The sequence below is a fragment of the Streptomyces sp. ADMS genome (genome assembly GCF_033441795.1).
GTDB lineage: Bacteria > Actinomycetota > Actinomycetes > Streptomycetales > Streptomycetaceae > Streptomyces.
Window position 1 is genome coordinate 82,646 of the sequence record NZ_JAVFVX010000003.1, and the last position, 13,132, is coordinate 95,777.

At 71.2% G+C, this 13,132-nt stretch carries 9 protein-coding genes and 5 pseudogenes; 9 read left to right on the top strand and 5 right to left on the bottom strand.

Annotated features, from left to right (window positions below; genetic code table 11):
- A pseudogene (locus RB628_RS02115) lies at window positions 1-378 on the bottom strand (LacI family DNA-binding transcriptional regulator); the annotation flags it as partial.
- A 105-nt stretch (window positions 379-483) separates the two neighbouring features.
- Between RB628_RS02115 and RB628_RS02120 the strand changes: the two are divergent.
- Entirely contained in the window at window positions 484-2,655 is a 2,172-nt protein-coding gene (locus RB628_RS02120) for a glycoside hydrolase family 36 protein (protein ID WP_318318506.1), read from the top strand.
- A 518-nt stretch (window positions 2,656-3,173) separates the two neighbouring features.
- Window positions 3,174-4,547: a deoxyribodipyrimidine photo-lyase gene (locus tag RB628_RS02125; protein ID WP_318318507.1), complete on the top strand. Its 1,374-nt coding sequence runs from the start codon at window positions 3,174-3,176 to the stop codon at window positions 4,545-4,547.
- 172 nt (window positions 4,548-4,719) lie between these two features.
- Here the strand turns inward: RB628_RS02125 and RB628_RS02130 are convergent.
- Window positions 4,720-5,545, bottom strand: a pseudogene (locus RB628_RS02130) (B12-binding domain-containing protein); the annotation flags it as partial.
- Here RB628_RS02130 and RB628_RS02135 point away from each other — a divergent pair.
- Both RB628_RS02135 and RB628_RS02140 read left to right on the top strand, forming a co-directional pair.
- Window positions 5,544-5,705 (top strand): annotated as a pseudogene (locus tag RB628_RS02135) (sigma factor-like helix-turn-helix DNA-binding protein); the annotation flags it as partial. The pseudogenes RB628_RS02130 and RB628_RS02135 sit on opposite strands and share 2 nt — an antisense overlap.
- Before the next feature lie 638 nt (window positions 5,706-6,343).
- Window positions 6,344-7,129, top strand: a complete 786-nt coding sequence (locus RB628_RS02140; RefSeq protein WP_412180582.1) for a carbonic anhydrase — start codon at window positions 6,344-6,346, stop codon at window positions 7,127-7,129.
- Between the two features lie 227 nt (window positions 7,130-7,356).
- Here RB628_RS02140 and RB628_RS02145 read toward each other — a convergent pair.
- Window positions 7,357-7,871 (bottom strand): annotated as a pseudogene (locus tag RB628_RS02145) (hypothetical protein); the annotation flags it as partial.
- A gap of 221 nt (window positions 7,872-8,092) precedes the next feature.
- On the opposite strand from RB628_RS02145, the gene RB628_RS02150 reads away from it, so the two are divergent.
- Window positions 8,093-8,755: a GAF and ANTAR domain-containing protein gene (locus RB628_RS02150; protein WP_318318582.1), complete on the top strand. Its 663-nt coding sequence runs from the start codon at window positions 8,093-8,095 to the stop codon at window positions 8,753-8,755.
- Between the two features lie 316 nt (window positions 8,756-9,071).
- Here RB628_RS02150 and RB628_RS02155 read toward each other — a convergent pair whose 3' ends face one another.
- Entirely contained in the window at window positions 9,072-9,209 is a 138-nt protein-coding gene (locus tag RB628_RS02155) for a hypothetical protein (RefSeq protein ID WP_318318508.1), read from the bottom strand.
- Window positions 9,210-9,493: 284 nt separating this feature from the next.
- On the opposite strand from RB628_RS02155, the gene RB628_RS02160 reads away from it, so the two are divergent.
- The 3 genes from RB628_RS02160 to RB628_RS02170 all read left to right on the top strand — a co-directional run bounded on the left by RB628_RS02160 (window position 9,494) and on the right by RB628_RS02170 (window position 11,894).
- Window positions 9,494-9,736, top strand: coding sequence for a DUF6411 family protein (locus RB628_RS02160; protein WP_318318509.1), 243 nt, complete (start codon window positions 9,494-9,496; stop codon window positions 9,734-9,736).
- Between the two features lie 139 nt (window positions 9,737-9,875).
- Window positions 9,876-10,832, top strand: a complete 957-nt coding sequence (gene ppk2 / locus RB628_RS02165) for a polyphosphate kinase 2 (protein WP_318318510.1) — start codon at window positions 9,876-9,878, stop codon at window positions 10,830-10,832.
- A 96-nt stretch (window positions 10,833-10,928) separates the two neighbouring features.
- Window positions 10,929-11,894, top strand: coding sequence for a YihY/virulence factor BrkB family protein (locus RB628_RS02170; protein WP_318318511.1), 966 nt, complete (start codon window positions 10,929-10,931; stop codon window positions 11,892-11,894).
- A 9-nt stretch (window positions 11,895-11,903) separates the two neighbouring features.
- On the opposite strand, the pseudogene RB628_RS02175 reads toward RB628_RS02170, so the two are convergent.
- Window positions 11,904-12,200, bottom strand: a pseudogene (locus RB628_RS02175) (hypothetical protein); the annotation flags it as partial.
- A gap of 267 nt (window positions 12,201-12,467) precedes the next feature.
- Here RB628_RS02175 and RB628_RS02180 point away from each other — a divergent pair.
- On the top strand, window positions 12,468-12,935 hold the full coding sequence (locus RB628_RS02180; protein ID WP_318318512.1) for a hypothetical protein: 468 nt from the start codon (window positions 12,468-12,470) through the stop codon (window positions 12,933-12,935).
- Window positions 12,936-13,132 lie beyond the last annotated feature (197 nt).

A 13,132-nucleotide genomic window follows, 5' to 3' on the forward strand; every position in this document is an offset into this window, starting at 1 on the left:
CCCGTCGGCCCCGTCGGCCCCGTCGGCCCCGTCGGCCCCGTCGGCCCCGTCGGCCGATTCGAGGACGCCGACTCCGACGGTGTACGCGGCGGCGCGGGCGGCCTCCTCGATGCCCTGGAGGATCGAGGCGTAGCCGTAGTGCGTGGTGTTGGAGGTGAACACGGTCACGGTGCGGCTGCGTCCGCTGGCGAGGGCGAGCGCGGTGGAGTTGCGCCGGAACCCCAGTTCGTCGATGGCGGCGAGTACCCGGTCACGGGTGGACGGCTTGACGCTGGGGTGGTTGTTGATCACCCGGGAGACGGTCTGGTAGGAGACTCCGGCCGCTGTCGCGACATCCCGGATGCTCACTGAGCGTCTTGTGTGACCGGTCACATTCATGCCAGGATTGTGACCGGTCACATGGTGGTCGTCAAGAGACCGTAACCGTCGATTCACGCGGCAGAAGCAGACCGTCGGCCCAGCCGGCAGCGGGAGGGGAAGACGTTGACCGGTACGTCGGATTCGGCGGGCACGGCCCCCGGCACCACCCAGCACGAGTTCGTCTGGGGCCACCGAGCCCTGGAGGCCGAGTTCGCAACCGGTACCGACGGAGCCCTGCGGCTGGTCAGGCTGACCCGCCCCCACTCGCGACCCCTTTCGGGCGGGACGCCCCCCATCGGCGACCCGGCGCCCGAACCCGGCCCGGACGCCCCCCTCCACCTCGTGGAACTCACCGCCCTGGGCCACGGCAGCGGCTGGTCGGGCCCCCGGTTCACCGGAACGGCACTCGGCGCCCGGCTGCGGCACCGGGGCCACACCACCCGGGAAGCCGACGGCTGGACATGTCTGACCGTCGAACTCCACGATCCCCGGACCGGGGTGACCGCCTTCGTCGAGCTGTCCTCGCCCGTCGGAGTGCCCGTGCTGCGCTCCCGCGTCCGCCTCCGCAACGAGGGAGAGGAACCCTTCGTCCTCCAGTCCGTCAGCAGCCTGCTGCTCGGCGCCCTTCCTGCTCCCGGCGGTCTCGACATCCACCGCGCCCGCAACGACTGGCTGGCGGAGTGCCGCTGGCACGCCGAACCGCTGCGCGACACCGTCGCCGACATCCATGTCGACGTCCATCAGCACGACAGCCGGGCGGCGCTGACCCTGACCGGACGCGGCAGCTGGCCCACCGACGGGCACCTTCCGATGGGCGCCCTCACCGAACGCGGCGGCGACCGGGCATGGCTGTGGCAGATCGAATCTCCGGCGGGCTGGCGCTGGGATCTGGGCGAGCGCGACCACGGTGCGTGTCTGGCGCTGAACGGGCCCATGGACGCGGAGCACCAGTGGCGGGTCCGCCTCGCGCCCGGCTCCGAGTTCACCACCGTGCCGGGCGTCCTGGCCCTCGGGTCCGGCCTGGACGACGCCTTCGCCGCCCTGACCTCGTACCGCCGTGCCGTACGCCGCCCGCACCCGGACCACACCGCACTGCCGGTCGTCTTCAACGACTACATGAACACCCTGATGGGCGACCCGACGACGGAGAAACTGCTGCCGCTGATCGACGCCGCCGCCCGGGCCGGGGCGGAGTACTTCTGCATCGACTCCGGCTGGTACGACGACAGCACCGAGGGCTGGTGGGACAGCGTCGGTGAGTGGCTGCCCTCGCCGCGCCGCTTCCCCGACGGCGGAATCCACGCGGTCCTGGACCGGATCAGGGAGCGCGGCATGGTGCCCGGCCTGTGGCTGGAGCCGGAGGTCGTGGGAGTACGCAGCCCGGTCGCGTCCCGACTTCCGCCGGAGGCCTTCTTCCAGCGGGACGGCGTGCGCCTGAGCGAACAGGGCCGCCACCAGCTGGACCTGCGTCATCCGGCCGCCCGGGCGCACCTCGACAAGACGGTGGACCGGATCGTCGGTGACTGGGGGGTCGGTTATCTCAAGCTGGACTACAACATCGTGGTCGATCCCGGGACCTGTGCTCCCGGGGACATCGCGCCGGGAGCCGGGCTGCTCGGCCATGCCCAGGCCTACCTGGACTGGCTCGGCGAGGTGCTGGACCGCCACCCGGCCCTGGTGATCGAGAACTGTGCCTCGGGCGGGATGCGGATGGACGGGGCGACCCTGGCCGTCACCCAGCTCCAGTCCACCAGCGACCAGCAGGACCCGTTGAACTGCCCGCCGATCGCCGCCGCCGCGCCGACGGCGGTCCCGCCCGAGCAGGGCGCCGTCTGGGCCTACCCGCAGCCCGGCTTCGACGACGACCTGATCACCTTCACCCTGGGCGGGGCGCTGCTCGGCCGGATCCATCTGTCGGGCCATCTGGACCGGATGCCGGAGCAGCAGCTCGCGCTCGTACGGGACGCGGTGACCGTGTACAAGACGCTCCGCGGCGATCTCTCGGAGGCCGTCCCGTTCTGGCCGCTCGGTCTGCCGGGGTGGACGGACGAGTGGCTGGCCCTGGGCATGCGGGTGCCCGGTGGCCGCACGTCCTACCTCTCGGTCTGGCGCCGCGGCGGGGAGACGGAACTCCGCTTGCCGGTGGGGCACCTGAAGGGCCGGGAGGTCTCTGCGGAGGTCCTGTATCCGGCCGCTCCGGCCGGCGGCTCGGCGGTGTGGGACGGGGAGGGGCTGCGGGTGTCGCTGCCGCGCACGCCCGCTGTGCTGCTGATCCGTCTGACGTCGGGCGCGTAGGCAGACGGGGGCCCGGTGGGGGCCGGCGGCATCGCGGGTCGTGAAAGGGGGGACTGCGTCCTCGCCGGCCGGTTGTGGGTCACATCCCCCCGACTGCGCCTGATCCCGCGCGTTCGTCGAGGCCCTGCAGTACAGCAGCTCCTGCAAGCCAGGTGGCGTGAGCCGATCTACGCTGATGTGAACCGCTTCGTTCGTCGAGGAGAACCGCAGGTGGTGGCGGTCGGCGCGAGGCAAGCGGGGACACCGTCGCGTCCGGAGTGCATCCGAAGCAGGCTCGGACCCGGAAGTGATCACCAGGGGGCACCGTCGAACGATGGGCCAGGCAGAGATGAAGCATTACGAGCGCCGGACCGCCGGACGCCCGACGAACGGGACCCGGACGCCCGCACCCGGTACCGCCGGCGTGCCCCCTTCCGTCCCGTCACGTTCGGCGTCCCTGCCCGCACCGTCGCGCGGGCAGGGGCGGACGCGGACCGATCACCTGTCAGTTCCTCTCCCTGCTCCCCGGAGTGCGCACCATGAACGTCTCGGTCGTCCTGTTCACCGCCGATCTGCGTCTGCACGACCATCCGCCGTTGCGGGCCGCCCTGGACCACGGCCGCCAGGCCGTCCCGCTGTTCGTGCGCGACCCGGCGGTGGACGGTGCCGGGTTCGCCGTACCCAACCGGCTGGCGTTTCTCGCCGACTGTCTGCGCGACCTCGACACCGGCCTGCGTGAACGGGGCGGCCGGCTGGTCGTACGCAACGGTGACCTCGCCGGCGAGGTGTGCCGGGTCGCCGCCCAGGCGGGCGCCGACGAGGTGCACATGGCCGCCGACGTCAGCGGCCACGCGCGCCGGCGCGAGGAACGGCTGCGCCGTGCCCTGGAGGCGGACGGCGTACGGCTGCACGTGCATGACACGGTGACCGTCGCCGTCGCCCCGGGTGCCGTGGTCCCGACCGCCTCGGACCACTTCGCCGTCTTCACGCCGTACTTCCGGCACTGGTCGCGGCAGCCGCTGCGGGAGCCGCTCGGGGCGCCCCGGACGGTGCGGGTCCCGGACGGTGTCGGATCCGAGCCCCTGCCCTCGCGGAGCGGCCTGCCGGGCCTGTCGGAGGGGCTCGCCACCGGCGGCGAGATCGAGGGCCGCGCGCGGCTCACCGCCTGGCTGCGTGGCGGGCCGGCATCGTACGAGGACCGCCATGACGACCTGGCCGGCGATGCCACCTCCCGGCTCTCCCCGCATCTGCACTTCGGCACCCTCTCCGCCGTCGAACTCGTCCACCGGGCCCGCCGGGCGGGCGGACCGGGCGCCGACGCCTTCGTACGGCAGCTCGCCTGGCGCGACTTCCACCGCCAGGTGCTCGCGGCCCGCCCGGCCGCGGCCGCCTCCGACTACCGCACCCGGCAGGACCGTTGGCGGTCCGGGCCGCAGGCGCGGGAGGACGTCGAGGCGTGGAAGGAGGGCCGTACCGGCTATCCGATCGTCGACGCGGCGATGCGTCAGCTGCGGCACGAGGGCTGGATGCACAATCGGGGGCGCCTGCTGACCGCGAGTTTCCTCACCAAGACGCTGTACGTCGACTGGCGGGTCGGCGCCCGGCACTTCCTGGACCTGCTGGTGGACGGAGACGTGGCCAACAACCAGCTCAACTGGCAGTGGACGGCCGGCACCGGGACGGACACCCGCCCCAACCGGGTTCTCAACCCCGTCACCCAGGCCAAGCGGTACGACCCCGACGGCGTGTACGTGCGACGCTGGGTCCCCGAACTTCGGCCGCTGGCGGGAACGGCGGTGCACGAGCCGTGGAAACTGCGCGGCCTGGACCGCGCCGCCGTCGACTACCCGGACCCCATCGTCGACCTGTCCGACGGGCTCGCCCGGTTCAAGCGGGCGCGCGGCCTCGACTGAGTCACCTCACACACCACCCCGGGCGCGTCCGGTGGCTCCTTCGCTGGAGCGGACGATCTCATCGGCGTACAGCGCCGCAAGGTGTCCATGGCGTCCTTGCAGGGGAGCCGGGGCGTCCCGCGGCGCGATCGGCCGGACCGGCTGTGGTGGCTGCCTTGTGGGAGTGGCGGTCTCACTGGTGCTCCGTGAACGCGTCGCCTTCGTACCGGGCCTCCAGGGTGTCCAGGGCGTCGGTCAGTGACGTGGGCCGGGGCATCGCAGGGTCCGATCGGCCGAGCCAGCCGGGGCCGCTCGGTATCACCAGGGGACTGCGGCGGGCGCCCCTCACACCCCACCGGGCGCGGGCGACGCGCCGGGCCAGCGACAGGCTCGCCGTGGAGCGGGACTGCGCCCACAGGACGACGGCCACCGGTCCGAGCCGGTCCACCGCTGCCGTCAGCGCCTCCGCGGGGACGGCGGCCCCGAACATCCGGGTGGGCAGGCCCCGTTCGCCCAGTCCGGCATGGAGCGCCTCCAGCGGCAGCGTGTGCTGTTCACCGGGCATACAGGCCAGAACCACCGGCCCGGGTGCCGAGGTGCCGCCGGAGCCGGCCACCGCCGGGCGGGCGAAGCGGCGCAGCGTGGTGGAGCACCTGCCAGGACAGCAGGTGCTCCACCTCGACGTAGCGATCCCCGGACGAGGCCCATTTGCGGCCCACGGAGTGCAGCGTCGGCACCATCACCTCCTGCCAGGCGACCACGAGACCGTGGGTGTCGACCGCCGTGGCCAGCTGCTGCTCCACCGCGGGCGCGTCGAGCCGTACGGCGGCGCGGGCGAGCCCCCGGCACTCCTGGCGCACATCGCCCAGGGGAAGCGCGCCCGCCGCGCGAGAGCTGTTGCGGGACGCCGGTTTCGCCGCGGTCGCCGACGCCCGGCCTCCGCCGGAGACCCAGGCCGCCGTCTCCCGCGCGGCGCGGGCCGCCTCCGCGGGCGGCACACCGGTGGACGTGAGCCGGCAGCAGAGGGTGCTGCGGCTCGCCTTCTACGAGGACCTGAGCCAGAGCCAGATCGCCGAGCGCACGGGCTGGCCCCTGGGGACGGGCAAGAGCCACACACGGCGCGGGCTGTACCGGCTGAAGCGCGAGCTCGAAGTCGTCTTCGACGCGGACGCGGTGTGACTGTGCGCGCGGCATCCGCGCGATGACGCTCGACTCGAACATGGACCGCAGTCTCGGCAGCTGGGCCTGTCAGAAGACCGGGACGGTCGCGAGGGAGGATCGTACGGTCGGTTCGCGGACTGGTGCGCCCGCACTCCGTTTTGCGCACTCCACGACCGGAGTCCGCTTCCTGTTCGATTCCCTCTACCGGCGCGCCGACGCCGGAAGGCTGGTTCTGCCGGGGGATCCGCCCCTACACCTTCATCACTCTGGACGCCGGCCGAAGCGGGCGACGGCCGGCATCGCCCAGTCCTTCACCGGCAACGGTGCCCCCGTGGTCCAGCGGAACGACCTGAATGTCGACGACCAACTCTGGAAGATCGTCCGCGCCAGCTGAGCGGAGGCCGCCCGGCTGCGTCATCGGGCTCACCAGGAGGCCCCGGCGCCGCCCTCATGGCCTGAGCCACCTTGTGATCGACGCCGGGTGGGGTGTGCCGAACCGACCCCCCACCAACTCATGGGCAGTGCTTGGGTTTCGGCCAAGGACTTCTCTCGTGGCTGCCAAGAACGGTTCAACACCTGATCATGATTCACCCACGCTCGTCCATGATTCAGCAACCCGAACGGAGGAGCGTCGAGGTGGACGTATGTTCCCCTTCGTGATCTCTGACCCAACACCCCACAGGGCCGTCCGCGCGCAGCGGACGACATCCGTCGCCTCGATCTCCGGCGCGACGTCCCCCGCCCGGCGCTCCCTCCTCCGCGCCGCGCTCACCGGGACCGCGGTCCTCGGCGCCGGCCTGGCCATCGGCGCCGAACCCGCGGCCGCCACACCCCCCACCGCAGCTCGGCGAAAGCGGCCCACCAACGCCAAGGAGGCCCTGCGGGAGCTGAACGAGGGGAACCGCCGCTGGCGAACCTTCCGCCAGCAGCATCCCGACGAGTCTCCCGCCGTCCGGCAGGCGCTGACGACCGGTCAGCACCCCTTCGCCCTCGTGCTCGGCTGCATCGACTCCCGGGTGCCTCCGGAGGTCGTCTTCGACCAGGGACTCGGCGACCTGATGACCATCCGCAGCGCCGGGCAGGTCCTTGACGAGGCCGTGCTCGGCAGCCTCGCGTTCGGCGTGCTCGAACTGGGGATCCCCCTGCTCATGGTGCTCGGCCACCAGTCGTGCGGGGCCGTGAAGGCCACCGTCGAGGCGGACGCGTCGGGCGAGGAACTGCCCGCCCACATCCAGTACCTGGCCGACCAGATCAGCCCGGCCATCGATCGCAGCAAGCAGGGCGACGCGCGCATCGACGCGACGATCGATGCCAACGTACGGCGCATCCGGGCACGGCTCGCGGCGGAACCTGATCTCGCGGCCAAGGTGGATTCGGGTGCCCTGTCCATCGTCGGCGCCCGCTACGAACTGACCACCCAGCGAGTGCACCGCATCAGCTGACCGTCGTACTCCCAGGAGGTGGCCGCGGTGGACAGCCACCGCGGCCACCTCCTCTCCGAATGCCGGCCCCCGACAGACTTGAGGGATGTGCAGGAGAGCCAGGAGTCGGTGCTGTGGTCGCTGTGGAGAAGCAGCGCCGAGAGGTCGTGGTCGGTCCGTCTCCCCGTCTCCTTTTTCAGTACACGAAGAAGCGCAGCTGGTGCCGCTGCCGGCCAGGTCCAGGCAAAGGTGAGCTCGTCGTCGAGGTCCCGCCCGAGGTGCAGGACGGTCACCCGGTCGCCCGCCGAGGCGATCAGCTCGTCCTGCGCCGAGAGCATCTCCTCGTAGGTGTGCTGGTAGCGGCCGTACGTGGGAAGGCTGAGCAGGTCCAGCACTCCGTGCGCCAACTGCGTCAGCACGTTTTCGCGCGACCTCTCGTCGCCGAGCGCCCTCGTCACACACCGCATCCAGAACTCTTCGGTGTCCGGCACGTTCGCCGGGAAGCCGAGGAAGCAGGAGTTGTGCCGGACGTGATCGCCCACCATCTCGCTCACCGTTCGCAGCGTCCGCTTCGCGGTGTGCAACACAGCGGCCTCGGAGAGTCCCGACAGCCGCTGCAGCAACTGCGCCGAGAGCTTGAAGCCCACGGATGTCAGCGCCACGTCGAACTGCCGCGCGGCGGCGTTCCCTCCCCGGCGGAGCCCTTGGGCCAGGGGAGGCGGTGGGTGTGCCGGATGACCAGAGATTCGAGACTGTGCGCCATCCGGGGACGGTCGCAGAGGTGTACGAGTCAGCGCACAGGACTTTTCTCCACGGGCCCGGGCGCACGGCCCGTCACTCCAGCCGTCCTGGAGCCCCCTGGGCGTGCGGCCGGCGCCCGCAGCTGACGCGGACATGAGGCGCGCGTGAAAAACTGGGTATGAGCTTGTCCGGACCGGACGAGAGGCGGAGGACGAAGTGGACTGGGGACGGTTCGCGCAGCAGATGGCGTCGATGGCGCGAGATCTCCTGGCGCAGGACACGGTCGGATCCACACTCGAGCGGATCACGGCATCGGCCATCGAGCTGGTGGAGGGCTGTGACGCGGCCGGCATCCTGGTGCTGCAGGGCAACGAGATGGAGACACTCGCCCCCACCGACCAGCTGGTCATCGACAGCGACGAACTTCAGGTGCGGTTGAGTGAAGGACCGTGCTTCGAGGCAGCCCGCACCGCACAGGGAGAGCGGGTCTTCCGCATCGCCGACCTCACCGGTGAGCAGTTGCGCTGGCCCGCCTACGCCCCGCAGGCCCAGGCGCTCGGGGTGGGCAGCATGATGGGCTTCCTGCTGTTCACCGACGACGAGGACCTTGGCGCGCTGAACCTCTATTCCCGCAAACCCGGCGCGTTCACCGAGGCCAGCGAGCTGGCCGGCTGGCTGCTGGCCTCTCACGCCGCGGTCGCTTTCTCCAGCGCCCGCACGCATGCCCAGATGGAAAGGGCCGTTGCCACCCGCCACGTCATCGGTGAAGCGATGGGCATCATCATGGGCCGCCACCACGTCTCGGAAGAGCAGGCGTTCGATGTGCTGCGCCGCTACTCGCAGGAGAAGAACGTCAAACTCCGCGAGGTTGCCAGACGGGTCTGCGAAGAGGGCAGTCTCCCGTGACCTCGGTGGGCGGCTCCCCCGGCACAACGTCTGAACCAGAGGAACCTGAGCCGGGCCGACCCCATGGGATGTCGAACCGTCCTGTGGACCAAGTCCCCCTTCCCGCTCCGTCCACACCCGAGTTCCTGGTCAGACGGTGGGGAACCGGCGACCCCGGCCGCTGAGGTAGCCGTCGACCTCCTGTTCGTCGAACCGGTGCGCGACAAACGCCTCCCGCGTGCTCTGGGCATGGCGTGCGGTCCGCGACGGGCCCGTACAGAACCCCCCGTCCGGCTCCATCCTGGCGCTAGGAGTGGGGAACCCGTGACCACCAGGCTCAACAGACCCCGCCGTCCTGCCAGGACGTCAGCATGAGCGCCCGCTCAGGCACCGGTCCGGTGCCGTTGGAGTGCATGGCCTTGATCAGGGCGCACTTGCCGTCGGCCTGCCCGGTGGACGAGGAGCGAGGCGTCATCCTCAAGGTGCCCGGGCCGGTGCGGGAGGGATTCGGCGCTCGGGCCGGGCGGGTGCGGGCGGACGTTCCTGAAGCGCGCCGGCTCAATGGGAGGCTCGTCCCGCCGGAGGCGGGGAATCGACGGGGGTGACCCGGCGGTGGCGGCCCGTCGGGGCACCCGCGCCGGGCCGTCCGTCGACCGGCCTGCAAGAAGCGGCCGAGGGTGCCACTCACATAGAGGGAACGTGACGGGGTACCCGAGTCCTCCCGACCGATCAAGCCCGACCAATCAAGGGAGCCGACTCGTGATCATTGCTGCAATTGTCGGAGTGTGTGTGGTCCTGGCCGTGCTGGCCTTCTTCGTCCCGCGTCTCTCGCGTCACCCCGAACGCGGCACGCAACGTTCGCTCGGCGCCGGCGCGCGGGCCGGCGGCAAGGCGCCCGGGGTTCTGGGCAGGCTTTTCAGCAAGCCGTTCCGGTCCAGTTCCCGCGCCGTGGGCCGTAGCGGCTCCGCCGGTCGTCGCACCCGTGGCCGCCTGCCCTTCTGACCTCGGCGAGGCCAGGCCGGATCTGGCCATGACTGTCCAGGACAGGTGAGGTCTCCACGGTGGACGGCGGATCCTGTCCTGGACGGTCGGGGGCGCGCACACCAATACCGAGGACACGTAATCGTGCGGGAGTGGCGGGATGAACGCAGAACAGGCCGACCGGCTGCTGGACGGGCTGACCGTGGACACCAGCAGGCAGGAGCGACCGATCCTGCTGGACGGGACCGGCCGCCCCCTCCGGACCTGGCGCGAGAACCATCCGTACGGCCGCAAGATCGGCCTCAAGGAGTACGAGCGGCTCAAGCGCGTCCTGCAGATCGAGCTGCTCAAGCTCCAGAGGTGGGTCAAGGACACCGGCGCCCGCGTGATCGTCGTGTGTGAAGGGCGCGACGCGGCGGGCAAGGGCGGCACGATCCAACGCCTCACCGAGCGGCTCAACCCCCGCGGCGCACGAGTGGTGGCCCTGGACAAGCCCACCGAGCGGGAGGCGGGTCAGTGGTACTTCCAGCGGTACATCCCACACCTGCCGACGGCGGGAGAGATCGTCTTCTTCGACCGTTCCTGGTACAACCGGGCCGGCGTGGAGCGCGTGATGGGCTACTGCTCGAAGGACCAGTACGAGCTGTTCCTCGAGCAGTGCCCGGCCTTCGAGCGAATGCTCGTCGACGACGGCATCCTGCTGATCAAGTTCTGGTTCTCCGTGTCCCGCGCCGAGCAGCGAACCCGGTTCGCCATCCGGCAGGTCGACCCGGTGCGCCAGTGGAAACTCTCCCCCACCGACGTGGCCTCACTGGACCGGTGGGACGACTACACCGAGGCCAAGGTCGACATGTTCCGCGCCACCGACACCGAAAGCGCCCCCTGGACCGTCGTCAAGAGCAACGACAAGCGTCGCGCCCGACTGGAAACCATGCGCAGTCTGTTGTCGCGGATCGACTACACCAGCAAGGATCCCGAGGCGGTCGGCACCCCCGACAGGCTCATCGTCGGCGCCGCCAACACTCTCCTGGAGCCCGGCGAGGAGGACGCCACTCTTTCGCCCACTCCTCTGGCGCATCGCACCAGCGGGCCCGGCAGCCACCCCGAATCCACCTGACGACCGACCGCCGCAGTCGTCCGCTGTACGGTTCTCCCGGCGGTGAGATCGCGTTCCTCATCCGGCCGGAGGAAACCACAGGAGGAGACGATCTCGATGGGGACCGTTGTGCACGTCCCGCAGACGCGGGACATGATCGGGGAGGAGCTTTCCGGAGACGAGGCACTCACGGCGCTCAGGCACTACGGAGGCCGTCGGCTGTTCCTCGACGCGTTCGCCCGGTTCCGCTACGCCGACGGTTTCACCAGTTCCCGTTCGCTCGCGTTCCAAGTGGTCCTGGGCCTGGTGCCGTTCACCATCGCGCTGGTCGGTGTGGCCACCACCGTGCACACGGAGAGCGTGGGGCGGGTCATCGAACTCACCCTGGGCCAGATCGTGCCGGGCGCCAGCGCGAGTCTGGTCGAGGACGCTCTGGACGCCACCGCGCGCAGCGCCGGTTCCGGAGCCTGGAACGCGGTCGCCATGTGGGTGGGACTGGCCTTCGCCGTACTCAACCTCGCCTCGGCGATGGCACAGGTCGAGCGGGGCGCCAACCGCATCTACGGCATCGAACGCGACCGGCCGTTCCTGGCCAAGTACGGGCGGTCCCTGCTCCTCGCTCTCGCGGCGGGCATGCCGATGGTCCTGGGGTTCCTCGTGCTCGTCGCGGGGGATGCCGTCTGGGACGCGGTGGTGGAGGCATTCGGCCGGCCCCGGGACACGTTCGCCTGGTGCAGGCCCCTGGTAGTGCCGTTGGGCGTGGTACTCGCCTGGGTCGCGTCGGCTGTGATCTTCCGCTGGGCTCCGCGCAGGGACCAGCCGGGGTACACATGGCTCGCGTTCGGCTCGGCGGTCCACCTCGTCCTGTGGATCACGGCAACGTGGCTGCTGGCGTTCTACGTTGCCAAGAGCGGATCATTCGGCGCCGTGTACGGACCGCTGACGGCGTTCGTCGCCCTGCTGCTGTGGGCCAACCTGACCGGCGTGGCGCTCTTCCTGGGCATCGCGTTCGCCGCGCAACTCGAAGCGGCCCGGGCCGGAATCACCGAGGCCGTGCAGCCGGATCCAGGGCCGGGGCCCTGACCCCGGCCGCAGCGTGGGCAGGCCGAGCGCGGGTGCGATGAAGTCGTTCGCCTCGGCGCCCCACGTGGTCGCCCACACCAGGTCGTACAGTTCGGCCAGCTGCAACAGCCCTGTTCCGTGGGCCGAGTTGAGCCACACCCGCAGCGGCTTGACATAGGCGCGGGGCTCGCCGGGAAACCGGGCGATCCAGCCCTCAGGCTTCATCCGGTGGGTCGCGTAGCCCTCGGGACGGCGCTCGGGCTCGGCCGCATACGGGTTCAGCGGGCCGTCCACGTCCAGGTAGAGGAAGGGCCGGGTGCCGGGCATCGAGGGCCTCCTACGTCCTGGCGGGGCCGCGGCGTGATGAGCCTAGCGCTCGCGGAGGCCGGCGATCCCGCGATTTTCCGGGCCCGGAAAGGGAGGGAGACCGGGGTGCTGTCGAGGGCCGGTGACGCCGAGGACTTTCGCCCGGCCGGTGGGGTCGGCGGTCGGAAGCTTCGGGCCCGCGGGACTGCCGGGACGACGAACGTGAGGTGAAACGACGAGTGGCCCGCACGGCCTGCCGGGGTCCGCCTCGGTGGACGCGGTCAGCTGATGCACACCAGCCCGAGCAGACAGAGCTCCGGGGACGAGGACGACGGGGAGGTCGCGGACGGCGAGGGAGTCGCCGTCGATGTGTCCGTCCTGGAAGTGCTGGTGCTGGTGCTGGTGCTGTCGGTGGCCGTGGGTGTGGAAGTGGTCGTCGTCTCCGTAGACGTGTTCGCGGCACCGGACACAGTGGAGGCCGCCTGCGAGCCGGGCGAAGCCGTCGTGGTCGTCGGCGGAGCCGTGACGGTGTTCTGCTGTGTCGCCCGGTGCTTCGCCATGCCCTGGGGCGCCGGGGTCGCTTGGGGAGTGGCGGCGTTCCGTTCGTGCGGCGCGTTCACCGCCGGGAAACGGGCCGCGGACGAGGTGCGCTCGGCGACATCCGTGCCGGTCGGCGTCGACGATGCTGGAGTGGGGTCCGGCATCTGCTCCTCCGCCATCCCCATGACCTCCCTGTCCGGCACGGAGGCCGCCTGAGTTCGGTCGGGGGTCTGGCGGTTCAGCGAGGAGACGGTCAGGCCTCCGCCGACCAGGGCGACCGCGGTGGCGACCAGGGCCCTGCGCTGTGTCTTCCTCCAGCGTTCCCGCTGGCGACGCCGCGCCGCCCGGCCCGCAGGCGCGGGGGACGGGGCGTCCGAGCCGTCGTACGGGTGCTCCGGCGGCGCCTGGCTGAA

What these genes read in the sequence shown, in the direction of transcription:
- RB628_RS02125 (WP_318318507.1), top strand. Translation starts at nt 3,174, where the DNA reads ATGAACGTCTCGGTCGTCCTGTTCACCGCCGATCTGCGTCTGCACGAC.
- RB628_RS02155 (WP_318318508.1), bottom strand. Translation starts at nt 9,209, where the DNA reads ATGACGCCTCGCTCCTCGTCCACCGGGCAGGCCGACGGCAAGTGCGCC.
- ppk2 (WP_318318510.1), top strand. Translation starts at nt 9,876, where the DNA reads ATGAACGCAGAACAGGCCGACCGGCTGCTGGACGGGCTGACCGTGGAC.
- RB628_RS02170 (WP_318318511.1), top strand. Translation starts at nt 10,929, where the DNA reads ATGGGGACCGTTGTGCACGTCCCGCAGACGCGGGACATGATCGGGGAG.
- RB628_RS02180 (WP_318318512.1), top strand. Translation starts at nt 12,468, where the DNA reads ATGCACACCAGCCCGAGCAGACAGAGCTCCGGGGACGAGGACGACGGG.
- RB628_RS02150 (WP_318318582.1), top strand. Translation starts at nt 8,093, where the DNA reads ATGGCGTCGATGGCGCGAGATCTCCTGGCGCAGGACACGGTCGGATCC.